The sequence below is a fragment of the Oceanobacillus aidingensis genome, assembly GCF_042654105.1.
GTDB classification, from domain to species: Bacteria; Bacillota; Bacilli; order Bacillales; family Amphibacillaceae; genus Oceanobacillus; species Oceanobacillus oncorhynchi.
The window spans coordinates 97,938-124,469 of record NZ_JBHSFT010000001.1 but is presented as its reverse complement, the minus strand read 5'-3'; the positions used below and the strand labels follow the sequence as shown (position 1 = coordinate 124,469).

The 26,532-nt window shown below is 38.2% G+C and carries 22 protein-coding genes; 18 read left to right on the top strand and 4 right to left on the bottom strand.

What is annotated here, in order from left to right:
- Positions 1–40: 40 nt before the first annotated feature.
- The 3 genes from ACFO3P_RS00550 to ACFO3P_RS00540 all read left to right on the top strand — a co-directional run bounded on the left by ACFO3P_RS00550 (position 41) and on the right by ACFO3P_RS00540 (position 5,209).
- Positions 41–1,039 (top strand): SIS domain-containing protein, encoded by a 999-nt coding sequence (locus tag ACFO3P_RS00550; RefSeq protein WP_379542042.1) that lies wholly within the window; start codon positions 41–43, stop codon positions 1,037–1,039.
- 912 nt (positions 1,040–1,951) lie between these two features.
- On the top strand, positions 1,952–4,351 hold the full coding sequence (locus tag ACFO3P_RS00545) for a penicillin acylase family protein (RefSeq protein ID WP_379542041.1): 2,400 nt from the start codon (positions 1,952–1,954) through the stop codon (positions 4,349–4,351).
- Between the two features lie 276 nt (positions 4,352–4,627).
- The gene (locus ACFO3P_RS00540; protein ID WP_379542040.1) at positions 4,628–5,209 is read left to right on the top strand and encodes a hypothetical protein; all 582 of its coding nucleotides are present in this window, start codon (positions 4,628–4,630) and stop codon (positions 5,207–5,209) included.
- A 63-nt stretch (positions 5,210–5,272) separates the two neighbouring features.
- Here the strand turns inward: ACFO3P_RS00540 and ACFO3P_RS00535 are convergent, their stop codons facing one another.
- Positions 5,273–6,037, bottom strand: coding sequence for a DeoR/GlpR family DNA-binding transcription regulator (locus tag ACFO3P_RS00535; RefSeq protein ID WP_379542039.1), 765 nt, complete (start codon positions 6,035–6,037; stop codon positions 5,273–5,275).
- A gap of 247 nt (positions 6,038–6,284) precedes the next feature.
- On the opposite strand from ACFO3P_RS00535, the gene ACFO3P_RS00530 reads away from it, so the two are divergent.
- The 7 genes from ACFO3P_RS00530 (at position 6,285) to ACFO3P_RS00500 (ending at position 14,111) form a co-directional block, all read left to right on the top strand.
- On the top strand, positions 6,285–7,037 hold the full coding sequence (locus ACFO3P_RS00530) for an ABC transporter ATP-binding protein (protein WP_379542038.1): 753 nt from the start codon (positions 6,285–6,287) through the stop codon (positions 7,035–7,037).
- Positions 7,030–8,655, top strand: coding sequence for an ABC transporter permease subunit (locus ACFO3P_RS00525; protein ID WP_379542037.1), 1,626 nt, complete (start codon positions 7,030–7,032; stop codon positions 8,653–8,655). The genes ACFO3P_RS00530 and ACFO3P_RS00525 overlap by 8 nt, the downstream gene beginning before the upstream one ends.
- A gap of 21 nt (positions 8,656–8,676) precedes the next feature.
- Complete coding sequence (locus ACFO3P_RS00520) at positions 8,677–9,648, top strand: extracellular solute-binding protein (protein ID WP_379542136.1); 972 nt, start codon at positions 8,677–8,679, stop codon at positions 9,646–9,648.
- An 84-nt stretch (positions 9,649–9,732) separates the two neighbouring features.
- Positions 9,733–10,827 carry a 2-aminoethylphosphonate--pyruvate transaminase gene (phnW, locus tag ACFO3P_RS00515; protein WP_379542036.1) on the top strand — a complete coding sequence of 365 codons (1,095 nt, stop codon included), beginning with the start codon at positions 9,733–9,735 and terminating at the stop codon, positions 10,825–10,827.
- Entirely contained in the window at positions 10,824–11,618 is a 795-nt protein-coding gene (phnX, locus tag ACFO3P_RS00510; protein ID WP_379542035.1) for a phosphonoacetaldehyde hydrolase, read from the top strand. The genes phnW and phnX overlap by 4 nt, the downstream gene beginning before the upstream one ends.
- A 613-nt stretch (positions 11,619–12,231) precedes the next feature.
- Complete coding sequence (locus ACFO3P_RS00505; RefSeq protein WP_379542034.1) at positions 12,232–13,221, top strand: virulence RhuM family protein; 990 nt, start codon at positions 12,232–12,234, stop codon at positions 13,219–13,221.
- 200 nt (positions 13,222–13,421) lie between these two features.
- Positions 13,422–14,111, top strand: coding sequence for a copper homeostasis protein CutC (locus ACFO3P_RS00500; RefSeq protein ID WP_379542033.1), 690 nt, complete (start codon positions 13,422–13,424; stop codon positions 14,109–14,111).
- A gap of 103 nt (positions 14,112–14,214) precedes the next feature.
- Here ACFO3P_RS00500 and ACFO3P_RS00495 read toward each other — a convergent pair whose 3' ends face one another.
- Positions 14,215–15,129, bottom strand: a complete 915-nt coding sequence (locus ACFO3P_RS00495) for a carbohydrate kinase family protein (RefSeq protein ID WP_379542032.1) — start codon at positions 15,127–15,129, stop codon at positions 14,215–14,217.
- Positions 15,130–15,442: 313 nt separating this feature from the next.
- On the opposite strand from ACFO3P_RS00495, the gene ACFO3P_RS00490 reads away from it, so the two are divergent.
- Positions 15,443–16,522: a tartrate dehydrogenase gene (locus ACFO3P_RS00490; protein WP_379542031.1), complete on the top strand. Its 1,080-nt coding sequence runs from the start codon at positions 15,443–15,445 to the stop codon at positions 16,520–16,522.
- A 227-nt stretch (positions 16,523–16,749) separates the two neighbouring features.
- Here ACFO3P_RS00490 and ACFO3P_RS00485 read toward each other — a convergent pair whose 3' ends face one another.
- Positions 16,750–18,351 carry an FMN-binding glutamate synthase family protein gene (locus ACFO3P_RS00485; RefSeq protein ID WP_379542030.1) on the bottom strand — a complete coding sequence of 534 codons (1,602 nt, stop codon included), beginning with the start codon at positions 18,349–18,351 and terminating at the stop codon, positions 16,750–16,752.
- Between the two features lie 267 nt (positions 18,352–18,618).
- Between ACFO3P_RS00485 and ACFO3P_RS00480 the strand changes: the two genes are divergently transcribed.
- From ACFO3P_RS00480 to ACFO3P_RS00455, 6 genes are read left to right on the top strand one after another with little or no spacing between them, the layout of a single operon-like run.
- The gene (locus ACFO3P_RS00480) at positions 18,619–19,248 is read left to right on the top strand and encodes a DUF2848 family protein (RefSeq protein ID WP_379542029.1); all 630 of its coding nucleotides are present in this window, start codon (positions 18,619–18,621) and stop codon (positions 19,246–19,248) included.
- Between the two features lie 2 nt (positions 19,249–19,250).
- Positions 19,251–20,045, top strand: a complete 795-nt coding sequence (locus ACFO3P_RS00475; RefSeq protein ID WP_379542028.1) for a carbon-nitrogen family hydrolase — start codon at positions 19,251–19,253, stop codon at positions 20,043–20,045.
- A 21-nt stretch (positions 20,046–20,066) separates the two neighbouring features.
- A complete protein-coding gene (locus ACFO3P_RS00470) occupies positions 20,067–21,047 on the top strand; it encodes a DctP family TRAP transporter solute-binding subunit (protein ID WP_379542027.1) in 981 nt (326 codons plus the stop codon).
- Between the two features lie 15 nt (positions 21,048–21,062).
- Positions 21,063–21,521: a TRAP transporter small permease gene (locus ACFO3P_RS00465; RefSeq protein WP_193063686.1), complete on the top strand. Its 459-nt coding sequence runs from the start codon at positions 21,063–21,065 to the stop codon at positions 21,519–21,521.
- Positions 21,518–22,801 carry a TRAP transporter large permease gene (locus tag ACFO3P_RS00460; RefSeq protein WP_379542026.1) on the top strand — a complete coding sequence of 428 codons (1,284 nt, stop codon included), beginning with the start codon at positions 21,518–21,520 and terminating at the stop codon, positions 22,799–22,801. Before ACFO3P_RS00465 ends, ACFO3P_RS00460 begins: the two co-directional genes overlap by 4 nt.
- Before the next feature lie 16 nt (positions 22,802–22,817).
- Positions 22,818–23,495: a GntR family transcriptional regulator gene (locus tag ACFO3P_RS00455; protein ID WP_332094017.1), complete on the top strand. Its 678-nt coding sequence runs from the start codon at positions 22,818–22,820 to the stop codon at positions 23,493–23,495.
- Between the two features lie 144 nt (positions 23,496–23,639).
- Here ACFO3P_RS00455 and ACFO3P_RS00450 read toward each other — a convergent pair whose 3' ends face one another.
- Entirely contained in the window at positions 23,640–25,055 is a 1,416-nt protein-coding gene (locus ACFO3P_RS00450) for a YfcC family protein (protein WP_379542025.1), read from the bottom strand.
- 217 nt (positions 25,056–25,272) lie between these two features.
- Between ACFO3P_RS00450 and ACFO3P_RS00445 the strand changes: the two genes are divergently transcribed.
- Positions 25,273–26,400, top strand: coding sequence for a M20 peptidase aminoacylase family protein (locus ACFO3P_RS00445; RefSeq protein WP_379542024.1), 1,128 nt, complete (start codon positions 25,273–25,275; stop codon positions 26,398–26,400).
- Positions 26,401–26,532 lie beyond the last annotated feature (132 nt).

Below are 26,532 nucleotides of genomic sequence, written 5' to 3'. Positions count from 1 at the left end.
CAATATAAGACATAATATAATATAATAAGAGGTGTTATTAATGATAGAAAATAAAGAAAGAACGTTAGAACAATTAGAGTCAGTATTTAAGGCTTACGAACAAAGAGAAATAGAAAGAGTGTTTTTAGTAGCTTGCGGTGGTTCACGGGCATTAATGGTGCCAAGTAAATATTTAATTGATCGTGAGGCAAAAAAAATTACAGCAGAAGTGTATAATTCGAACGAATTTATTCACTTAAATCCTGGAACATTGAATGAAAAGTCCTTAGTTATTTTATGTTCACATAAAGGAAAAACACCAGAAACTACGGATGCAGCTCAATTTGCCAAAGATAAAGGAGCTTTGACAATTTCATTAATGTATATTGAAGACGCACCGTTAAAAAGAGCTTCTAATTATACTATTAATTACAGCTGGGCACCTGCTGGAAGTAAAGAGCAATATTCAGAAATCATGAACTATGGCATACTATATCGTTTAACATTAAAGTTATTAAGTATTAAGGAGAATAATCAGAAATATGATAAATTGATAAATAGCTTGGAAGGTTTAGAAAAAGCGTTTGATAAAGCTAATGTACAATATAGAGCGAAAGCAAAAGAGTATGCTGAAAAAGTCAAAGATGAAAATATTATTTATACAATAGCAAGTGGTTCTAATTACGGGATTGCATATACGTTTGCTGACTGTATTTTAATGGAAATGCAATGGATTCATTCACATCCAATTCATGCGGGTGAATTTTTCCATGGACCATTTGAAATTGTAGATAAAGATGTTCCATTTATATTATTAAAAGGTTTAGATGAAACTAGACCATTAGAAGAAAGAGCTGAAGTTTTTTTGAAAAAGTATACAGATAAACTATTAACTATTGATGCAGCGTGTTTAGATTTATCTGATTTGGATGATGACATAAAGGGCTATTTAGCACCTATGGTAATTAATTATGTATTACGTTTACATGCGGTTGCTTTAGCTGAAGTAAGAAATCATCCTTTACCAACTAGACGATATATGTTTAAAGTAGACTATTAATTCGTAATTGTACTGTTATAAATAGAGGTCTTGCTAATATTCTATAAATGTTATATGAGTATTAACTTAAACTATCTCTACTTTCGAGAGTTGTAAAACTAATTATACTATGAGAGTTAAATAAATCTCACCTGCTAATTTGAATGAGATTTATTTAACTCTTAACTGCTTTTTTACATATTTACTGGTGATAGTACTACATATGTGTGATTATGTACCCTTCTCAAAATATTGAGAAGAATATAATATAAATTATTATTCGATTCAGTTTTTGTGCGCCATGACTGACTAATCATCTGTTTTACCATCAAAGGTTCATCGAACTTAGATCGACTTAAGGTAAAGGTGTGCCTCTATTAAATAACGATAGCTTTGGGAACTAAGAAAAAGAATTAGTCTCTAATTCAAACTCAAGAAGTATTTTTCCACACCCTACTTCACTCTTTTTTCTGTTTTATTGAATGTGCTTCAGTAATCTTTTAATATCACTCCTGTCCGCAAAATCATGACAGATAAGGCCTAAAAAGATGAAATAGCAGGTCCAATAGGGAGGTGATTGTATTCACCTATTTGTTTGGCAAATGTGTTTATATCTAAATGATCAAATCTTTAGATGTTTAAAACTCTTCTTAAATATCGGTAATCTTCATCACTTTGCTTAGATTGCTTCAAATAAATTTATAATATATAGTGTTATGATCTTTTGAAGGAGAGAAGAGAAAAAGTAAAAGGCAACGGACTACTTTCTAAATAATCAGTTAAAGAGGAAATCAACTTTCCTATTGCCTTATAAAAAATGTGTTTATGAATCTAAAACTAAGACCATATAACAGTCTTGACATCCTAATCCGCCATGCTATGATTTTTTTAAAAGAGATATTAAACCATGTGCTGCAAAGGGGGATTTATTAATTGGCAAAGAGAAAGAAAGCCTACGAAACATTATCTAAGAAAAAAAGATTCCGTAAAAAGAAAATATCAATTGGTATATTAGGATTTATTATTGTCCTGGGTCTTGCTGTTGCTTTGTTTGTAAACGGATACATAAACAAATCGCTGCCAACCACAGAGGGGACGATGGAGCTTTCCATCCTTGAGAATGAAGTCACGGTGATAACCGATGAAGACGGGGTTCCGCATATTCAAGCAGATAACGCCCGTGATTTATATATTGCACAGGGCTATATTCAGGCAGATCGGCGAATGTTTCAAATGGAGCTCTCTCGAAGGCAGGCATCCGGGACGTTGAGTGAAGTCGTTGGGGAGGATGCGGTCAATCAGGATAAGTATTTCCGAACGCTGGGATTAAGAAGAGCAGCGGAGGAATCGTATGAAGTGTATACGGATGAGTCAATAGAAGTTCTGGAAGCCTTTGCCGATGGAGTAAATGCGTATATGGAAGAAGCGAAGGAAAGTAACAGCCTGCCGATTGAATTCACATTAATGGACTTTGAACCGGAAGAATGGACGCCGGTGGATTCGTTAACGATTGGAAAATTTATGGCGTTTGATCTTGGCGGACACTGGGAGCAGCAGGCTTTTAATTATTATTTGTTGAATAAATATGACAAGGAAAAGGCATATGAATTATTCCCCGCTTATCCGGAAAACAGGCCGACAATCATCCAAGAGGATGAACTGGATATTGCAGCAAGCTTTGAGCATGCGGTGATCCCTCATCCTTTTAACGGCAGTAATAATTGGGTGGTCAGCGGAGATAAAACAGCATCTGGTATGCCGCTATTAGCAGATGACCCGCACCTTGGGCTTGCTACTCCGTCAATTTGGCTGCAAATGCATTTAGAATCTCATGACGGGTTGAATGTGGGCGGTGTTATTTTTGCCGGGGTGCCGGGGATTATTCTTGGTCATAATGACCAGATAGCCTGGGGCGTGACCAATACAGGACCAGATGTACAGCAGTTATATATTGAAAAGCGCAACCCTGATAACCCAAATGAATTTTTATACGAGGATGAATGGGAAGAAGCAGTAATGATTGAAGAACCAATTAAAGTAAAAGACGCAGAAACCATTGATTATGAAGTCACCAAAACACGTCATGGTCCAATTGTTTCGGAATTTGCGGAAGATACCGGAGCGGATACAGTGCTTTCTTTAAGATGGACGGCGTTGGATCCTAGTACCGAATTGGAAGCAATCATGGAAATGAATCGTGCTGCCGATTGGAAGGAATTTGAAGAGGGGCTGGAGAAGTTCCTTGTTCCCGCACAGAATTTTGTGTTTGCATCGAATGATGGCACAATCGCCTTTAAAGCAAATGGTAAAATTCCTATTTATGAAGACGGGAAAGATGCTTTACTGCCGCTGAATGGCTGGGAAGCGGAGAATGAGTGGCAGGACTTTATTCCATTCGATGAATTGCCTTCGGTTGTTAATCCGGAGAAGGGTTTTATTGCAACAGCTAATAATAAGGTTGCTCCAGATGATTATCCTTATCATATCAGTAACGTGTGGGCACAGCCTTATCGCTATGAGCGGATTGCGGAGGTACTGGAATCAGGGAATGATTTTACCGTAGAAGAAATGCAGAATTTGCAAATGGACCAGACCGATTTAAGAGCCCGGGAATTTGTTCCTTTATTTCAAGACGTGCTAGCTGGTGAAGTATTAACAGAGCAAGAGCAGGATGCGTTACAATTATTGGTTAATTGGGATTTTGTTATGGATAAGGACGCACCGCAGCCACTTATCTTTGAACGTTGGATGCGGGAAATTCAAAATCGTATCTACCGTCAAGAAATACCAAGCACCATGCGAGGTTTATTTTCCATACAATCCCAAGCAACGGAAAATCTATTGCGCACAGCTTTTCATGGAGAGGATTCCATTTGGATAGAAGAAAATGGCGGATTGGAAGAGGTGTTGGCAAATTCTCTGAAAACAACTGTAGAAAAACTGACAGAAGAACATGGAGAAGATATGTCTGCCTGGGCATGGGGCGATTATCATCAAGTGCAATTTAACCATCCATTATCAGGCATCAGCCCATTTTTAGCGTTTTTCTTTAATCGTGAGGATGCTTTACCTGTTGGAGGAAGCGGCATGACGCCTATGGCTGCCAGCTATCATTCCGAAACAGGCGAGGTCGACCACGGTGCTTCCTGGCGGTTTGTAATAGATACGAACGATATGCATGCCGGATATCATATTGTCGGTCCAGGTCAGGATGGTCATTTTAAGAGTGAATGGTATCAGGATCAAATGAGTGACTGGGTGGAAGGAAATTATCATGAGACGAGGCTGGATGAAACTTCGGGACTGGAGCTGAGGTTGACTCCAGAGGAATGAAATAGAATGAGCGATTAGAATGAAAAATAATGACTCTCCGCTTGCTGTTTCTGTGCGGAGGAGTCATTATTTTTTAGTTGATGGAAATCATCAAAAAAAAAAGATACATTACTAGGTTTATATTCCTTTTTAGGGAAATTATTTATAGTTATAAAGGCTTTATTTATGAAAATAATGAAATAATTAACCTGTAATATAGTATAATTGTATCAGGTTAATCGATGCGAATTATAAAAGTACTCCCCTCATGCTTCTGCGAGGAGAAAGGAGAGAGGAATGGATATTTGGCCAATCCTTTTGCTTACAGCAGGATTAATGGCATTCATCATCTATTTATCAGTCGTAGTCAGCAGGTTATTTTTTGTAAAAAAAGAGGCAATTACACCTGGCACAGCAAGTTTATTATTCATTAGCTTTATTTTAGTAGCGAGCAGTTTTTATATGGTTTTGACAGAGAAAAACGGAATCCTTTCACTTAAGAATATGACGTCGTCTATAGCAGAGCAGCGGAATGATGAGGGGGAGAATATGCAGCCGCTGAATCAGAATAATAAAATGAAAACGGATTTATTAAATGCATGTCTACAGAGGGACGATATAGATATGCTTTTTGAAGCATTTCCTTTTCAAGTTCTGGATGTTTCTCTGCTGGAGGAGGAATGGGGACAACAGGAGGAAACGCTATTTACAGAAACAAATATCGTCGCCAGATTTTCTATAGGGGATGATGATGTTATGTTAATAGAGGATGCTGTTAAGGGAAGTTCTGAAAAAACGCTGATGGAGCAATTTGATTGGGAGAGTCTGGATAGGGATGTGCTGGATTCTTGTATAGCTGAGATTGGAGAATTAGAATAGTAGTCAGGGGAAAAGCACCTATCAAATTGCATTTGGACGTTTCATGCTGATAGGTGCTTTTAGTTATTCCTTAGAAATAATCAACTCTGTCTTAACCTCGTCAAATCCCCTTATCACCTCTTCTCTCGCTTTCTGATCCGTCACAACATAATCAATCTCATCCAGTCCGGCAATATTTACGGTTACATTCCTTCCAAATTTTGAACTGTCCGCGGCAACATAGACTTCATGAGAAATATCAATAATCTTTTTACGGGCAAGTGCTTCTTCCACGTTGTAATCTGAAATTCCTTTTTCCATGGTAATGCCGCTTGCACAGATGAATGCTTTCTGTATGTTTAACTGATGAAAGTTAAATAAATAATCATAGGTGACAACAGAGCGTTCATTCTTTCTGACCTTTCCCCCAATAACGATGAGCTCGACATTGCTGTTCATTAATTCAAGTATGACAGGGACAGAGTTTGTAATGACAGTCAGGTTTCGTTTCTCTTTAATATACCTTGCAATTTGATACGTCGTCGAACCGCTGTCCAAATAAATACAGTCTCCATCCTCGATATGTTCATCGCATGTTTTTGCAATTGCTGTCTTTTCCTCTAGATGTCTGATCATGCGTTCTTCCATAGAAACTTCACCAAACTTTGGTTCTGCCAATTTGACGCCGCCGTATATTTTTTTGATTTTTCCCTGTTCGGCAAGCGCACTGATATCTCTTCGCAATGTATCAATAGAAATTCCCATTTCTTCCCGAAGCTCAGGCATTTTCAGTACTTTTTTAACTGTTAACAAATCAATTATTTTCTTTTGTCTCTCAACTGGAAGCATTTTATCCTCCTCATGTAACGTTGTTATTAGTCTATTCTTTAAAGCTAGTTTACGGATAATTTGCAGGATAATCAATCGGTTTTTACAAAAAATTGAATGAAACATGCATAAGTATAAAAATATATAGTTATTATTTATGCACAAATTATGCTTAATTTATATATAATTTACAGATTCTTAATAAAATAACTGATTTATCTTAATACTTATTTTATATGCTGGGGGTAACTCAGAGGAGGTGGTCATGTTGTTAGAATTACAAAATATCAGCAAACAATTCGACCAGAAAGTTGTATTAGAAAATATCGACCTTACAATTAATAGCGGTGAAATTGTATCGCTGCTTGGACCGAGTGGAAGCGGAAAGACAACTTTATTAAATATTATCTTGGGGTTAACCAAGATTGATCAGGGAAAAGTTATTTTTAATAACGAGGATGTAAGTCATGTAGCTATGAAAAATCGCGGTTTTAATATTGTCTTTCAAGATTATGCGTTATTTCCACATTTAAATGCTTATGAAAATATTGTATATGGATTACGCAATAAAAAAGAGGGTGCATCAGCAGAGGAGGTCAGGGAATATATTGATTTCTTAGAGCTGAAGCCGCATTTGAAAAAGAGAATTGGCGAGCTGTCAGGAGGACAGAAGCAGCGGGTTGCCTTGGCAAGAACGATTGTAACGAAGCCGAAGCTGTTACTTTTGGATGAGCCGTTAAGTGCGTTAGATGGTGTGATTAAGGAATCGATTAAAGAAAGGATTAAGTCGATTGCCAAGGAATTTAATCTGACAACAATTATTGTGACGCATGACCCGGAGGAAGCTTTAACAATCTCCGATAAGATTTTGATTATAAATCAGGGAAATATCTCACAGTTTGGAACACCATTTGAAATTATTAACCAGCCGAAAAATGATTTTGTAAAGGAGTTTATCTTGAGACAGCTTCAAATTAAACGGCAAAATATCTTTCATCTGTTTGGTGAAAAGTATGCGTAATGCAAAACCAGAAATACGGATTATCTTTATCATCATCCTATTACTCTTTTTTGCTTTTCTGTTCATTCCATTGATTGTTTTATTTCTTCGTTCGTTTATGACGGAAGATGGAGGGATAGGGCTTTCAAATTATATAGCATCTTTGAGCAATGACGCCTTAATCCATGCAATAGGAAATAGTTTCAAGGTTTCCGGTGTTACAGCGATTATCACAACGACGCTGGCATTTGCTTTAGCATATGCAGTGAATTGTACAAAAATCTATCAGCCTTTAAAGGGTGCTGTCAAAATCGGTATTCTTATTCCCATGCTGATTCCTACGATTACTTACGGGTTTGCTATTATGTACACCTTTGGGAATCAGGGGTTACTGACAAAGCTTTTTGGCAGAAATCTATTTGAAATCTATGGCTTCAATGGATTGCTGATTGGATATGTCATCTATACATTGCCGGCGGCTTTTCTATTGATTCATAACTCGTTTAAGTATATCGATAAAAAGTTTATCATTGTGTCGAAGCTAATGGGCGACAGAACCTTGAGAAGCTTTTGGAACACCGTTACCCGTCCTTTGCTAGGAGCCCTGGGAGGAGCGTTTGTTTTATCGTTTATTCTCAGTTTCACAGACTTTGGCATCCCGGCATCGTTAGGCGGTACCTACGATGTTGTTGCCACACAGCTTTATCAAGCGATGCTTGGATCAATTCCTGACTTTAGTGAAGGTGCTGTGATTGCTGTCCTGATGTTATTTCCGGCTGTCATCGGAATTTTTCTGCTGAACTATCTGGAGAGATTTAATTTTCATTATGATAAGTTCAGTGAAACAGAATTAACGCCAAGCAAATTTAGAGACAGCTTTTATGGCGTTATTTCCGCGATTATTTTGCTGGCGATGCTTTCTATATTTGCAGTCATGTTTATTGCACCGTTTGTGACGGCATTCCCTTACGATTTAAGCTTTACATGGGATCATATCACTGGTGTTTTCCAGTCCAATGATCTTATCTCAGTCTATAGAAATTCACTGATTGTTGCAGTTTTAACAGCAGTGTTGGGAACGGTTATCGCATATGGGTCGGCGCTCCTTAATGCGCGTACCAAATTAAAAGGGAAGCAAACGGTCGATGTCTTTTCGATGGTTACCAATACAGTGCCTGGTATGGTTCTTGGATTATCCTATTTGCTGCTTTTTAATGAGAGCAGTTTAAAAGGAACCTTTCTTATCATTGTTTTATGTAATATCATGCATTACTTTACAACACCCTATTTAATGGCGAAAAATGCCTTAACAAAAATGAATCCTGGCTGGGAGACCTCCGGAGAATTATTGGGGGACAGCTGGGTCAAAACGGTATATCGCGTTATTCTGCCAAACTCCATATCTACCGTTTTAGAGATGTTCAGCTACTATTTTATGAATGCAATGGTTACAATCAGCGGTGTTATCTTTCTGGTATCCGCTCAGACAACGGTTGTCGCAAGTAAAATTAATGAACTGCAGCATTTTGCCCAGTTCAATGAAATATTCGTTTTATCGGTGCTTATATTCTTAACCAATTTATTAGTTAGATCGGTATGTGAAGTTCTTCAAAAAAAAGTAGAAATTTATAAGAAGTGAGGGGAAAACATGTTGAACACCATGAAAAAATCGATCATCGGAGCAGGAATGGCTTTAGCGTTTACCTTAGCGGGATGCGGGGCGCAAGGAAGTGACGATGTTGTGATTTATACCAATGCAGATGAGGAAGCAACCGCAGCAATGGAAACAGCATTGGACGCTGCAGGCTATGAAGGAGAATATATTTTGCAGTCGCAAGGTACATCTGAACTGGGAGGTAAGCTGCTGGCAGAAGGAGATCAAATAGAAGCAGATGTGGTTACCATGAGCTCTTATTTCCTGGACAGTGCCCAGGAACAGAATGAGATGTTTGCGGACTTAACCTTTGAAGCAGAGGCATTAGAAGAGCACCCGTCTTATTATACGCCGGTTTTAGGAAATACAGGTGCTATTTTTGTAAACACGGAAGTACTCAAACAGCATGGTTTGGAGGCTCCAGAAAGTATTGCCGATTTAGCAAAGCCTGAATATGAAGGTCTTGTATCGATTCCGAACATTGAAGACTCTTCCACAGCATGGCTGATGGTACAGGCGGTAATCAGTGAATATGGAGAAGAAGAGGGGAAAGCAATTCTCCAAGATTTAATCGCAAATGTAGGACCACATCTGGAAAGCTCTGGTTCAGGTCCAATCAGCAAAGTACAGGCAGGGGAAGTTGCTGCCGGGTTCGGACTGAGACATCAGGCAGTTGCAGCGAAGGAATCTGGAGCACCAATTGATTTTGTTGATCCGGCAGAAGGGAACTTTTCACTGACAGAAGCAGCAGCAGTTGTAAACAAGGAGGATGACGAAAAATCACAAAAAGCAATGGAAATGGCAGAGGTCATTTCAACAGATGCAAGAGAAGAGCTGTTAACTTATTATCCGGTAGCACTTTATAAAGGAGAAACAATTGATGAAACGCATGAACCGGCGCATCCTAAAACATTTGACCAGCCATTAAATGTAGAACTATTGGAGCAGCATCAAGCATTCTTTAACTCTGCCAAGTAGGGAATTGAATGAAGTTATTAAGAAAATCACAAAGGGATTACAAAGTTAAAGCCTTCCTAATCTGTAAACAAGGAGCGATGTATTTTGGAACAATATAAATTATTAACACCGGGTCCATTAACAACCACAAATACGGTGAAAGAGGAGATGCTCTTTGACCGCTGCACATGGGACCAGGACTACAAGGATATCACTCAGAAAATCCGTATGCAGCTGCTTCAGCTTGCGAAGGCTTCCCCAGAGAATTATACAACGGTATTGATGCAGGGAAGCGGAACATTTACTGTGGAATCGGTGATGACCACAGCCATGAATAAGAAGGATAAAGCATTGATTATCACGAATGGTACGTATGGAGAAAGAATTGTAAAAATGGCGGATTATATCGGTTTACATTATAAGCATTACGATGTTGCTTACAATGCCTACCCCGATGAATTGGAGTTAAAGTACATTTTAGAGAATGATGCTGCGATTACACACGTGGTGATGGTGCATTGTGAAACAACAACCGGCATATTGAATCCATTGGAAAGGGTCTCCAGACTTGCTAAAGCTTATCAGAAAACACTGATTGTTGATGCGATGAGCAGTTTCGGAGGTATTGAGATGGATATTCCGGCGTTAGGAATAGATTTTTTGATCAGCAGCGCAAATAAATGTATTCAGGGCGTGCCTGGATTTGGATTTGTTATTGCGAAATTGGATAAATTACAGGCCTGTGAAGGGAATGCAAATAGTCTATCCTTAGATTTATATGATCAATGGAAGGAAATGAATAAGGACGGAAAATGGCGTTATACCTCGCCAACCCATGTTGTAGCAGCATTTTCTAAAGCCATCGACGAATTAATGGCAGAGGGAGGAATACCGGCCAGGTTCCAGCGCTATCAGCGGAATAATCAGCTGCTGCGAGAAGGTTTAGAACAGCTTGGATTCCAACCGTATATCCCGGGGGAGAGACAGTCACCAATTATTACAACATTTCTATTTCCAAATGATACATTTGAATTTGCAGATTTTTATCATTATGTGAAGGAAAGAGGCTTTGTTCTTTATCCAGGCAAGCTGACAGAAATAAATACGTTCCGGGTCGGCAATATCGGAGAAGTCTACGAAGAAGATATAAAAAGATTATGCAGCGTCATCCAAGAATATATGGGAGCAGTGGTAAAATGAAAAAAGTAGAAGGCATTATATTTGATTGGGCAGGGACAACGATTGATTTTGGCTGTTTTGCACCGGTACACGCATTTGTAACAGTTTTTGAAAATGCGGGCATTGAAGTTACCATAGAAGAGGCAAGAGAACCAATGGGATTAACAAAGATTGATCATATTCGGACGATGTTATCTATGCCGAGAATTACAGCATTATGGAATGAAAAGTACGGCCAGGAATTCACCGAACAAGATGTAGAGAACTTATATGTTGGTTTTGAAGCTGCTCTCCTAGAAACATTAGCAATGTACACAGATCCGAAACCAGAGGTGCTGGAAACGATAGAACAGTTAAGAAGTCAAGGCCTAAAAATCGGCTCTACCTCCGGCTATACGCAAAAAATGATGGATATTGTTGCTCCAGAAGCAGAGAAAAAGGGATATCATCCAGACTTTTATATGACAGCAGACGGGACAAGCGGAATGGGAAGACCATATCCATATATGATTTACCGAAATATGGAAGCATTGAAATTAACAGCAGCTGGTCATGTCGTCAAAGTGGGAGATACGATTCCGGATATCGATGAGGCATTAAATGCTGGTGTTTGGGCTGTTGCGGTTGTTGTCGGCAGCTCAGAAATGGGGCTAAGTGAAGAAGAATTTGACGCGATATCTGAAGCGGAGCAGGAGGAATGGATTGCCCGGGTAGAGAAGACTTTTGTAGAGCGCGGGGCTGATTTTACGATTCGGACTATTGGTGAGCTGCCTGGGGTTATTGGGGAGATTGACCGGCGGCTTGGGGAGTGAATATGTTTTGGGTTTGAGATGAAAATAGGATTGTTAAGATAAAAAATAGCTGTGTCATCACTGTTTTGTGAAAATAGTGAGCACAGCTATTTTAACTCTGCTGTGATTTATCCGCTCTATTTCTATTAAATATCAAATGTACGTGATTTCACGAAGCGCATTACATTTAAGATTGAAATTAGACTGGCAAGGACGATCAAGCAGTTAAATCCCTTGTAGATTTTAGTGAAATCACAAGCAAGATACATTTTTGAATCGTACTTATATGAAGAACTGCCAAACTTTACCCTTTCTATGATAAGTTATTCCTTATTCATCCCCAAATTAATATATCGATACTTAGATAAAATAAGTTAATGTGAAAATGGTTTTGAAGTAAAGGTGAGGCCATATTGCTACAAAATTATAGCTCTGATGCTATAATTGAATAGATATATATGTTATTGAGAGAACTTAAAAATCAACGTGTAGATATATTAATAAATGATCTAACAAAGTACTTTATACTCTATTAAAAAAGACTGTTTCATACATCTTAGGTTATCTTGGAATTTTGTATAACTGTATAGAAATAATAGATTCTCCTACTCTCGAAGCGAAAGGAGCAGAAACAATGAATAACGATGAATCCAATATTTTAATCTACCAAACCGAAGAAGGAAATACAAAAATAGATGTCAGATTAGAGAATGAAACGGTTTGGATGACGCAAAAGGCAATTGCTGAGCTGTATCAATCAACAAAACAAAATATAAGTCTCCACATAAAAAATATATTTGAAGAAGGAGAATTAGATGAAAATGCAGTTGTCAAGTTTTACTTGACAACTGCAAATGACGGTAAAAATTATAAAGCAAAGCATTACAATCTCGAAATGATTATCGCCATCGGCTATCGTGTTCGCTCCCATCGGGGCACCCAGTTCCGTCAGTGGGCTACAGAACGTTTGAATGAATACCTTGTTAAAGGATTTACAATGGATGATGAACGTTTAAAAGACATGCGGAATTTAGGCGAAGATTATTTTGATGAACTGATTGAAAGAATCCGTGATATCCGTGCTTCCGAAAGACGTTTCTATCAAAAAATCACAGATATTTATGCGAGTTCAATTGACTATACTCCTAACGCAGATATCACACAAGAATTTTTTGCAACCGTACAAAATAAGCTTCACTATGCTATTCATGGTCAAACTGCTGCTGAATTGATTAAAAGCAGAGCAAATGCAGAAAAGGAGAATATGGGGCTTACTTCTTGGAAAGGAGAGAAGGTTCGCAGACAGGATGTGACAGTGGCCAAGAATTATTTGACAGAGAAAGAAATCAAATCGTTAAATCGGATTGTCACAAGATACTTAGACTATGCAGAAGATCAAGCAGAGCGCAGGAAACCAATGTATATGGCGGATTGGAAAAAGAGATTGGATGCATTTTTGCAATTTGATGAGCGGGAAATCCTGCAGGGAGCTGGAAGGGTGGCAAAGGCTGTCGCTGACCAAACGGCGATAGAAGCATATCAGAAATATAATCAGCAACGAATAGAGAAAGACAGCTATAGTGATTTTGATGCGTTTATGGATGATAACCATTTGAAGAAGTAAATAACTCCAGTTTACATTTAAAAACAACTAAGAAACATTTTTATTATATATAGAGAATACGGCATGAAGTTAGTACAGCGGATGCTAACGCTGTTTGTGAAAGCAAAATACTTATTTAAATCGAATTATAGAAGAAGGTATAAGGCAATCATTAAATGACCGGCATAAACCCACAACAAAACACAGAAAGGACCTCTAACATGATAGAATGTATCGTTCAACATGCAGCAGATGCAAAAGAAGCTGAAGAGCTTGGTGCCACAAGATTAGAGCTGGTTTCGGCGATTGAATTAGGCGGCCTGACACCTTCTTATGGAACGGTCCACCACGTAATGAACAGCGTAGAAATACCTGTTCAAGTAATGATTAGACCGCATCCTTATGGATTTATGTATCGTGCAGAAGATAAATTGGCAATGAAAAAGGATATTTCTTTACTCTATGAGATGGGGTATAAGCGGATTGTAATTGGTGCGCTGACAGAACATAAAACAATAGATACTGTCTTTTTAGATGATTTATGCAGCCAATTCCCTGATTTGGATGTGACGTTTCATCGTGCTTTTGATGATACTCGCAATCAAATAGAAGCTTACCGGACACTGGTACCTTATCGAAAAAATATTAAGCGAATCCTAACTTCTGGCGGTGCAGCGGATTGTACTGACGGAAAGGATATGCTGCTTGAACTGGTTCAATTGCAGAGCAAATTGCAAGGACCAAATATTTTGCCGGGAAGCGGTCTGAATGCAGAGAATATAGCTACTCTGCATGAAGTGATTCAAGCGAAGGAATATCATTTTGGCAGTGGTGTCAGGTATAATCAGTCATTTGAAGAAGGGATGGATCAAGGAAAGATAGCGAGGATCCGGAAAGCGTTAAGCAAGTAATCATCATCAAGCTTGGTTGAAGCTGCATGCATCATGAAATAAAAACGGTTAAGGCAGTTCATATCCTGTCTTAACCGTTTTTAAAATATCCAATAGAAGGCGATTAGATATCCATCTCCAAACCTAACTCATCTCTTTTGTTTCTCACGCTTTCCAAACTCGGAATGGAGAGTTGTCCGCCAAGGGTTTCAACAGAAATCGATGCTGCCAGCGAAGCAATCCGTACCGTATCTTTTAGCGAAAAATGATTCTCTAAGCAATAAGCAAAAGCACCGTGGAATATATCCCCTGCTCCAGTAGTATCCACCGTGTCTGCACGAAATGCAGGAATGTAATAGATTGTATCTTCCTTTTTATACATAGCTCCGTCACTCCCCAGCGTTACCACGATAGTATTTGGGTTGATTTTCTCCAGTTTTGAAAAAGTGTCCCGCCAGGTCTCTTTATGATTCATATCAATCGCTATCCCACAATATTGATAGGCGAAATCCTTCGAACAGACAAGATAATCAACAGCTTTAATAATATCTAAAAGCTCCGGTTTAAACGTCCCGGCATCCATTAACGTAATAGCTGTTGGGTATTTTTGAAATGCTTGAAGAGCGCATTCTTTTTCATATCCGTCCATAAGAATCACATCGGGTGAATGGGCTGGCCAAGCAGGCTCATAATTTTCTGGAGGCAAAGGCGTATTAAGGATGGTCCGATGTCCATTTTCTTGGTTAACTATAATGGAGCTGATGCTGGTAGCTAGTTGTTCATCTACTTTTAAAGAGGTGGCATCGACCCCGGCACTTTCTAATTGTTCTAGAATTTTCTTTCCAAATAAGTCATTTCCAATACGAGTGATAAGTGACGTTCTGCTTCCCCATAATGCGCACAAATAAGCAGCGTTTGCAGCTGGTCCTCCCATACATTCTATTCGTTGCGGGATACGGTATTTTTGATTTTCAACAATCGGTGTGTCGACAGGAAAAGTTATATCATAAACAGCTTGGCCGATACATAGAATACTCATTTTATTCCCTCCATCACATAAGGCGATTTCTGATTGCAATTCATTTGGTATTTCATCTTACAACAAATAAAAAAACTAAAATCCTATTTATCTATATATTCTATCATCGTTCAGAAAATGTGTGGTCAGAGAAACAAGGATTATCTTACTTTATTATGTAAACGTATTCTCAAGTGGTATAATAACTACATATCTTGCTCTGATAGATAGCATCTCTTTTTTGAGCGGCAAAGGAATGGAAACAGATTTTTACTTTGGAAAAAGCTAGGTCAAGATAAAATGAATAGATTAACGATAGGGTGGAGGGTTTTTAATGAAAAAATGGAAAATAGCGCTTGTTCCAGGAGACGGAATAGGACCGGAAGTTGTAGCAGAGGGTGTAAAAGTGCTGCAGGCCATCGAGAAGCTGGATAATACACTTTCTTTTGAATTTGAACGTTTTCCTTGGGGATGTGAGTACTACATAGAACATCAAAAAATGATGGCGGATGATGGGATAGAGCAATTGAAAGAATTTGATGCGATTTATCTCGGAGCTGTAGGCTATCCTGGGGTTCCTGATCACATTTCACTTTGGGATTTACTATTGAAAATTCGTAAGGGCTTTGATCAATATGTGAATCTGCGTCCGGTGCGGTTATTAAATGAAGAACTGACGCCAATTAAAAATAAATCAGAGAAAGATATTGATTTCCTTGTTATCCGGGAAAATAATGAAGGGGAATATGCCGGCGCCGGGGATTGGTTATTTAAAGGAAAAAAAGAAGAGGTTGTTTTGCAAACCGGTGTTTTTTCCCGGAAAGGGACAGAACGGATTATCCGATATGCCTTCGAGGAAGCACGTAAGCAACAAAAATCACTGACAAGTATCAGTAAAGCGAATGCCTTGAACTATTCGATGGTTTTCTGGGATGAAGTATTTGAAGAAGTAGGGAAGGAATATCCAGATGTCAAAACAGAATCCTATTTAGTCGACGCGGCAAGTATGTTTTTTGTTATGCAGCCGGAACGTTTTGAAATTGTAGTAACCTCCAATCTGTTTGGAGATATTTTGACAGATATCGGCGCTGCAATTACTGGCGGGATGGGGCTAGCGACAGGGGCGAATGTGAATCCGGAAAGAAATTATCCTTCCATGTTTGAGCCGGTTCATGGGTCTGCACCTGATATCGCTGGGCAAGGAATTGCTAATCCTATTGCAGCTATATGGTCTGTTGCGCAAATGTTAGAGCATTTTGGTGAGGAAGAATGGGGAAGTGTCGTTGTTGAAACGATAAAAGAAATAATTGATGAAAAGAAAGTGCTCACACCAGATTTAGGAGGAAAGCATAGTACTTCAGAAGTTGGAGATTATTTTGTTGAGAAAATAGCGGGGAAGCTGCACCATAAGTAACTGGTTTAATAAGGGTAAATCGCTATCTGATTACGTATGAAGAAGCTGCTTAAGATGAGGACTGCCTAGCTTCACATGAATGGAAGATAGTGTGTCCATTTTGCAATAGAGTTAAAAGTATGGTTAAAACGTATAATTATAAGAAGCTCACGGGAAATTATTATTTCAGCTGTGAGCTTCTTTTTATTTATTTTAAACAGCACATGGAGCAGGTAGTTCGATTGGGACTATAAGGTCACAGAGAAGCTTTCTTTATCAATCAATTCATCCAGCGACCATACCCGCTGATATTCATCCTTATATTGAATATGTGATGCACGAATGTCCGTCGGAGTAGTGACGCCTGCCGCTGCGGAAATACGGAACAGGCTTTCACGAAGGGTGATCAGATAATTCAAAGCCCGATAAGCTTTTTCATCCACGACGAGAGCTTTCTGCAGCTTAGGATCGGTTGTTGCTACACCCACGGGACAACGATTTGTATGACAAATTTGTGCCATAATGCAGCCGACTGTAATCATAAACGCACGAGCAATCTGGACAAGGTCTGCGCCCATTCCGAGGATGACAGCGATTCGATCAGCTGTAAAAAGTTTTCCTGAGGCAATCAGTGTAACGCGGTCGCGCACGCCATATTTTTTTAACGTCTGATTAGCGATGGTGACTGCTGATTTTATAGGGAGTCCAACGCTATCAGCAAGCTCTTGGAAGGTTGCCCCTGTTCCGCCTTCGGATCCATCTACAGTAATGAAATCCGGTCCGGCACCGGTTTCCTTCATATAACTGGCCATCTCTTCTAAATCGTGCGGGCTGCCAATGACTAGTTTAACGCCGACTGGAAGACCGGTATGATTCCGAATCTGCTCGATAAAAGAGAACATCGATGGAACATCATCAAACTCGTTAAAACGGTTGGGACTGTTAATTTCTTGATAAGGAGCGACATTTCGAATAGCAGCGATTTCTTCTGTTACTTTTTCTGCATCCACATGCCCGCCGCGTGTTTTTGCGCCTTGTGCAAGTTTTAGCTCGAAGGCTTTAACCTGTGGGATTTCGCTTTTTTCTTTCAATAAATCCCAGTTAAAAGCACCTGATTTTGTACGAACGCCAAAAAGACCGGGGCCGATTTGGGCTATGATGTCAGTATTTCCGGCTAAATGGTAATCGGAGAGTCCTCCTTCTCCCGTGTTCATCCAGGAACCGCCAGCCATGCCGACCCCTTTGGATAAAGCGGTAATCGCATTCTCTCCTAGTGCTCCATAGCTCATTGCAGACATCCCGACCAGGCCTTTCACGCAGAAGGGTTGTCTGCAGGAAGGGCCAATAACGACTGCATGTTTATCACTTAAGAGCCACGGCTGCATTTTTTGGTTCTTTAATTTTTCTTTCCGGCTTAACAAATTATCTTCTTTCACTTCATAAACTTTGGAATCAATGAGCTTTGTATTATCTGCTTCCAGCTCTTCTTGCTGTTTGGGAAACATCGCATTTTTTACATAGAAGTCTGCTTTCTCAAAATCACGTCGAGAACCGAAACCAATCATATTTTTCTGATATTTAGCAGGAATCACCACATCCCGGTAATCATCACGGGAAAAAGGTTTCCCGGCAGTATCAGCATCAAATAAGTATTGTCTCAGCTCCGGACCGGCTTTTTCTGCGGTATATCTTATTTTACCAAGCAGCGGATAGTTACGTAGAATGGCATGTTGTGACTGCCGCCTGTCCTTCCAATATATGTAGCTGAACAATCCCAGAGGAATAACAATAATAGCTATCACCAGAATACTCAATGCTATCAAAATAAAAGTCAGTGCAGAAAATTCCATTTTCAGATATCTCCTCTCACATCAAAGTATCAAACTGTATATGTAAAACTTGATATGTGCCTATAAGATATACATACCCGTTTTGAGAATGGTTACACTTTTAATAAATTTTTTATTAATTTTTAGAAATTTATTTATAGAAAGCATGAAGATAACATTCAAGATTTAAGAGCGGATTGAAAAAATATATTCTTGTAAGCCTTTACAATAAATATTTTATAAATTATAATGTATGCATAATACATTAAAGAGGTGGTAAAAGTACTTATGAGCAAAAAACAGTTTTATTGTATTGGCTATGCAGGGAGAGATAAAAAGAAAACTTGGGAGCATGTTGAAGAGTTAAAGAAAATAGGGGTCCCGGAACCTAAATCAGTGCCGGAGTTATACCATTTAAGCGATTACTTGATTGATAACAGTGGAGCAATCAGTGTTATTGGTAATCAAACAAGCGGTGAAGTAGAAATAGTCCTTATATGTGATGAGGAAGGAAATTTATTTGTAACAGTTGGAAGTGACCATACGGATAGAGGTTTAGAAACGGTATCGATTCATAAATCTAAACAAGTATGTGCAAAACCGATTGCTGGTAAAAAGTGGGGCTTTGAAGATGTTCAAGATGAATGGGACGATTTAGTTCTATATTCTGAAGTATTATCTGAAGGTAACTGGGTCAAGTACCAGCATGATAAAGTTTCTTCTATTATACCTTTTGAACAAATAATGGACTTTTTAAAAAGAAATGATATAGAAAGTCAAAACTATGTTGTTTACTGTGGCACGGTTCCACTTCTAAATGGTTTTATCTATGGAGATGGTTTTAGATGTGGTATTTACAGTGAAAAGATGGATAAGACAATTGAATTAGAATATAAAGTAGAAAAGTTGAAGGTGTAATGATGAAAATAGCAGTTTTACAATTTGAAGTTGAGTTTGGAGACGTTGAAGCAAATATAGAACACGTGGAGAAGGTATTTCTAAACACAAATTTAGATAATATTGATACGGTTGTTTTACCGGAAATGTGGACGACTGGTTATGATTTAGAAAATATACAAAAGCTTGCTATGGACAACCTTGAACCGATTAAGGGGGTTATTCAAAGGCTTGCCAAAAAATATAGTGTAAATATTATTGCTGGATCTGTAGCGAACACAAAGGGAGAAGGAGTATTAAACACCTCTTTTGTTGTTAACCGAGACGGGGAATTCATCCATGAATACTCTAAGATTCATTTAGTCCCTATGTTGAATGAACCCAAATATCTAGTAGGTGGTAAGAACAAAGCAGAGGTATTTGAGTTAGATGGAGAAAAAATGGGGGTCGTTATATGTTATGACTTGCGTTTTCCGGAGCTATTTAGAGATTTAGCTTTAGATGGAGCTAAGATTATTTTTGTTGTTGCTGAATGGCCAATAGAGAGAACGGCTCATTGGTTAACGTTATTGCAAGCAAGGGCAATTGAAAACCAGTGTTATATTGTTGCTTCGAATATTATTGGAAAACAACCGACAGGTACAGAATTTGCAGGAAAATCTATCATAATTAATCCATTTGGCGAAATTATGAATCAAGCAACAAGTAATGAAGAAGAAGTATTATTGGAGCAATTAGATATGGAATATATAAATAGAATAAGAAAAAAAATACCTATTTTTAAAAGTCGCAGAACAAATTACTATAAATTTAATTAGCTTGAAAAGGAGCTGTTTTTTGTGAAAAAAGTAATTTTCATTTTAGTGCTGTTGTTCATTCTTGCAGGTTGTGGGAGCGGTGATGCTGGTGGTGAAAATAGAGTTATTAAGCTAGCACACTCTGGTTCAGAAAGTCATCAGTATCATATTGCTGCTGAAAAATTTAAAGAAGAACTTGAAGGTAATGAAAACGTTAATTTTACAGTTGAAATTCATCCGAATGCTTCGCTTGGTTCTGAAGGAGATGTAATTGAGCAAGTGAGTACAGGGTCTATTGAAATGACAACGGTTGCAGCAGATAGTAATCTTTCTAATACAATTCCGGAGATGAACGTTTTTGGGATTCCATATATTTTTGAGGATAAAGATCATGTATATAATGCATTAGATGGAGATGCAGGACAGCAGTTATTAGATTTGGCAGAAGATAAAGGGATGAAAGGGTTAGGTTACTGGGAAGTAGGTTTTCGTCATCTAACGAATAGCTCTACAGAAATTGTCACTCCAGAAGATGTCAGCGGTATGAAAATTAGAGTACAGCCAGCTGCTGTATGGGAAGACCATATTGCGGCATTAGGCGGGAGTCCGACACCAGTAGATTTCAATGAATTGTATTCTGCTTTAGACCAAGGGGTAGTAGATGGTCAAGAAAACCCGTTAGCTACGATTGATTCCATGAATCTTTATGAAGTACAGCAATATGTTTCGCTGACAGGGCATACTTATACACCAGCTGTTACTTTAATGAGCAGCAGCTTTTATGATGAGTTAAGTGATGAAGAAAAAACAGCTGTCGAAGAGGCTTTTAATCAAGCGAAAGAATATCAGCGTAATGCTCTCGATGAAAAAGAAGATGAAATTTTATCTATGTTAGAAGAACAGGGAGTAATTGTAACAGAGCCTGATAGAGAAGCATTTACAGAAGCAACAATCGATGTGAAAGATGCTGTTTCTAGCGAAGTTTCTGAAGAGATAATTCAAAGTCTTATTGATTCTAAGTAAGAAGGTAGTGGTTATATGTTAAAAAAAATAGATTACCTTTTAGCTAAAGTTATGGAAGTAATTATGACAGTTAGTCTTTTAATGACTGTCATAATTACTTTTCTACAAGTTGTATCTCGGTACGTATTTCAAATCCCTTTACCTTGGGCGCAAGAACTTCTAATGGTCTTTTTTGTATATAGTATCTTTTCAGGTGCAGCATTCCTGGTTTATCAGAAGGAGCATCTTGTCGTAGATTTGTTTGATAATATGAGCGCTAAAAAAGATAAGATATTAAAAATCCTTGAATGTATTATAGCAATTATTGTCCTGAGCGTGTTTATTTATTTTGGAATGGAACTTGTTAATCAAAATTTTGCTTCAGGACAGACTTTGGGTTTAATCCCAATCCAAAGAGCATATTTATATTTAGCAATTCCTGTTTCTTCTGCCTTCATGGTTTATTTTTATATAAGGAGGCTTTTTAATATATGACTTGGATAATGTTGATTATTTTAATGTTTATACTGATAGTACTAAGAGTTCCTATTGTTTTTGCGATGGGTTTTATCTCAATAATTGGTATAGGACTAAATGATATAAGCCTCCTTTCAAATGTTCCAAGAAATCTATTTAGTGGTATAAATAGTTTTACACTGGTAGCAATACCTTTGTTTATTCTAGCCGGTGAGATTATGGCTAAAGGCGGCATATCGCAGCGACTTGTTAATTTTTCAAAGGTAATAGTTGGTCCGATACCTGGTGGGCTAGCGTTGGTTGTTATTATCAGTAGCGTATTTTTTGCAGCGTTAACGGGTACTGCAATAGCTGCAGCCGCCGCCATTGGGGGAATGTTAATTCCAACAATGCTTAAGGAAGGCTATGACAAGGGATTTACAACGTCTCTTATTGCCAGTGCTTCTACGATAGGGCCTATTATACCGCCTAGTATTGTTCTAATATTATATGGGGTAATGGCAAGTACATCGATAAGTGATTTATTTATCGCTGGAGTTTTACCTGGAATATTGATGGCTGTAGGGTTAATTATATACAGTATTTATATTGGAAAGAAAAACAATTATGTTATAAAAGATAATAAAACAGATTTAAAAACTTTTCTTAAATACTTTAAAGACGCAATTCTTGCTTTACTTATGCCTATTATTATTATAGGTGGTATTATCTCTGGTATATTTACAGCGACAGAATCAGGAGTGGTTGCAGTAGTATATGCACTTATTATTGGAATATTTGTATATAAGGAAATCAATATTAAGGATTTTCTGGACATACTTAAAAATGCTGCGGCGACGACAACCGGAATTATCTTTCTAATTGGGTCTGCATCTATTTTTATTTGGTATATCAATTTTGAAAGTATTCCAAACCAACTAATAAATATATTAGGATTTGCAGCAGATAATCCAGTGTTATTGTTATTAATAGTTAATATTATCTTGCTTATTGCAGGTACATTTATTGATACGGTTAGTGCGGTTACGATTTTTACACCGCTATTTTTGCCAATGGCATTAAATGCAGGTATAGACCCGGTTCACTTTGGAATTATTTTGGCAGTAAACTTAACAATAGGTATGGTTACACCGCCTTTAGGCGTTTGCTTATTTGTAGTTTCATCCATTGCGAAGCAGAAAGTTCCTACAATGTTCAAGCATCTATTCCCACAAGTTGCTATACTAATAGTAGTATTATTAGTTGTTACGTATTTACCATCACTGATTATGGCACCAGTAGAAATGCTAAGTAAATAGCTTGGAGGGATTGAACATGGAAGACTTTCAATTAAAAGGAATAAAAACGAAAACATTAAAAGATATCATATACAATAACTTGAAAGATATTATTTTAAATAATAATTTTCCTTCTACTGACTATATCACGGAACAAACACTGGCTAAAAAACTAGAAGTTTCTAGAACTCCTTTGAGAGAAGCGATGTTAGATTTAGTGAATGAAGACTTAATAGAATTTAAACCAAGAAAAGGTTATAAAGTGCGAACTCATACAGAAAAAGAAGTTCAGCAAATATTCCTTTTAAGAGAAGTTATCGAAACGGAGATTATATCGCCTATTTTTAATAATATAACGGATAAAAATATAATCAAATTAAAATCTATTGTTGAGCAACAAAAAGAACTTGCTGAATCTGGAGACAGTTATGGGTTTATGAAGCTGGATAAAGAATTCCATCGGCAAATGTTTTTAATAGCTGACTACAATATTTTTCTTAAATCCTATGATGTATTTCATAATTTAACTATATTAATTGGATCGCAAGCAATTCGAAAAAAAGGACGGATGGAAGAAGTAATACAAGAACATAATCAAATTATTAAGGGGCTGGAACAAAAAGATAAAGAAATTGTAGAAAATGCTATTCGTTATCATTTATCTAGAACAAAAAATATGTATACAGATGTTCAGAACAAAGAGACTGATTTTTAGCATGAAGATAAGAACTGTTGAATGGATGACAGTCTCATTTTGCAGTGGATTTTTAAATGAAATTACAAAAAACAAGGAGACAATTCATCCATGAGTTGTTCTCCTTGTTCTTACGTAATATATTATCCTCTCACCATGTAGCTATCACACCGGTCCCCAATTAATCAAAACAGTAATCACAATAAAGATCGTACCAATAACATACCAAATTCCCACAAGCGGCAGTGCGAATTTCAGCCACTTTGTCCAAGGAATACCGGCAATGGCTAAATTGGCCATTAAGACACCGGATAGCGGCGTAATAATATTAGTAAAGCCATCTCCAAGCGTGTAGGCTTGTACAGCAACCTGACGCGGGATATCCATTAAATCGGCAAGTGGTGTCATGATTGGCATGACAATGGCAGCTTGTCCGCTCCCAGAAGTAACAACAAGGTTGAATAGCCCATTTCCGATAAACATAGCTATGGCACCCATGACACTGGAAAACGGTTCTAAAACAACAGCCATACTATGTACGACCGTATCCAGTACTTGTCCATTTTCCAAAACAACTACAATCGAACGAGCCATTCCGATAATTAAAGCGCCATATAATACTCTTTTGGCACCATTCAAAAATTCTTCTACCATTTGGTTAGCGCCCATTTTTGAAATAAGTGCGGTAATAACTGATAAAGCAACGAAAATCCCTGCCATTTCATTGATGTCCCAGTTTAATTGGAATACACCGTAAACATAAATAGCAATACCAGCTACGAGAACAAGTAATACGGTGAGCTGTGTCGATGTTAATTTCCCATCTACGTCCTCCATTGATTTTTCTTCCAGTTTAGGGAAAGGATTATCACTCAGAATGCTTTTTTGAGGGTCATTTTTAACACGGTTGGCATACCAGATAATATAAGCAATGGTGGCACCAACAATAATCACATATAGAACTAACCGTAAGGAAAGCCCCGAAAATAATGGAAGCTGTGCTATCTGCTGTGCAAATCCTGTTGTTTGCGGATCCAGGAATCCAACTGCAAAGCCGGAGTAAGCTCCTAGGTAAATAATCGAGACACCGACAATGGCATCCATTCTCATTGCTCTCGCCAGGATAATTCCAATTGGGATGAAAGCAATGGAGGAGTTAGCGATAATTCCCAGCCCTCCAAACACAGAGAAGAGCGTAGCAACCATTAAAATTAAGAGCCATTCCCGGTTTTGTGTCCGTTTAATGGTTTTCATAATCATGTTATCAATTGCACCTGTTTTTTCAATTACAGCGAAAGTTCCGCCAATTGTTAATACAAGAAAAATTAGTCCGGCGCCGCCAATCAATCCTTCTTGAATCGAGCTGAATAAATCAATTAAGCTAACAGGCTGCTGATCGATTTGACTGTAGCTGTCCGGAACAATGACATCTGTTCCCTCTTCTGTTGTTTCCCGTTCGTAACTCCCGGCTGGAATGATATATGTAAGAATCGCGGCCAGTAATAAAATGACAAACAATATAACATATGCATCAGGAAGCTGAAATTTCTTTTTTTGCTTTGTTTTTTCTTGCTGTGACATAGAAGAAGCCTTCTTTCTTTGAAAATCTTAAACTTGAAATTGATTATATAAGAGTTTATACTTCAAAGCAATATAAAATAATTAAGAATACTTTTAATAGAAGGCTGCTGCTTGCTTATCTTGTCAAAGATAGGAACTGTTGGAAAGCGGTTGTATATGAATAAATGACCTTCGTGCGTAGAAAAAGAGCTTACTAGATGAAGGATGGAGAAGACAAATGGGAAAAAATATAGAAAAAAGTGTGTCAGAGGTTTTTCAACATTTACACACACATGCTGAAATCAGCTGGGAAGAAGTAGAGACTACAAAATATATCAAAGAAAAATTAGAAGAAGCCGGGTGTGAAACAATCACATTTCCAGACCATACGGGTGTTATCGGAAAGTTTGGCAACTTTGATAAAGGTCTGCCGGTAATTGGTGTTCGTGCAGATATGGATGCGTTATGGCAGGAAGTGAACGGTGAATTCCAGCCAAACCATTCCTGCGGTCATGATGCGCATATGTCGATGGTATTGGGCGTCCTTTGGACATTGCAGCAGATGCCTGACATCAAAGATAAGGTAGCGATTAAATTTATTTATCAGCCTGCAGAAGAAGAAGGCAGCGGTGCATTGAAAATGGTGGAAGAAAAAGTGGTGGAAGACGTCGATTATTTATTCGGTGTTCACCTCAGACCCAAACAAGAAGTTGATGCAGGGCAGGCTGCTCCTGTGATTGTGCACGGTGCAACAAAAACATATGAAGCAGTCATTAAAGGGGAAGATGCGCATGGAGCGCGTCCACATTTGAATGATAATGCGATTGAAATTGGCATGCAGATCGTCAATATGCTGGGCCAAATCCATATGGATCCAAGAGTTCCGCACTCAGCGAAAATGACGAAATTCCAGGCAGGGGCGAAAAGCTCGAATATTATCCCGGGGAACGCCGCATTCAGCTTGGATTTACGTGCGCAATCCAATGAAGTAATGGAACTGCTTGTGAAGAAAGTCGACGGTATTTTAGAGTCTGTACGGAATCTGTATGATATAGATATTGATGTGACTAACTATCATGGTGTGCCTGCAGCTGAAACAAGTGAAGAAGCAACGAGCTTTATGCGCACAGCAATTACAGACGTATTGGGAGAAGAAAATGTGGTAGAGCCTCTCCTGACGCCAGGCGGAGATGATTTTCATTTTTATACTGTGAAGAAGCCGGAATTGAAAGCCACGATGCTGGGTTTGGGCTGTAATTTAGGACCTGGTTTACACCATCCTAATATGACTTTTGATAAAGATGCGCTTCAAACGGGAGTGGATATTTTAACGAAGGCTATTTTGAATGTGTATGGGGAATCGTGATAGATTGTTAGATTAAAGGATAGCCAGTTCTTGCCTTGTTTTGGCGAGAGCTGGCTTTTAATGTTGTATCAAGGTCCGTGCTGCTTTGTTCACTTATAAAAAGGAGTTCTTCTTTATTGATTAAACATTATA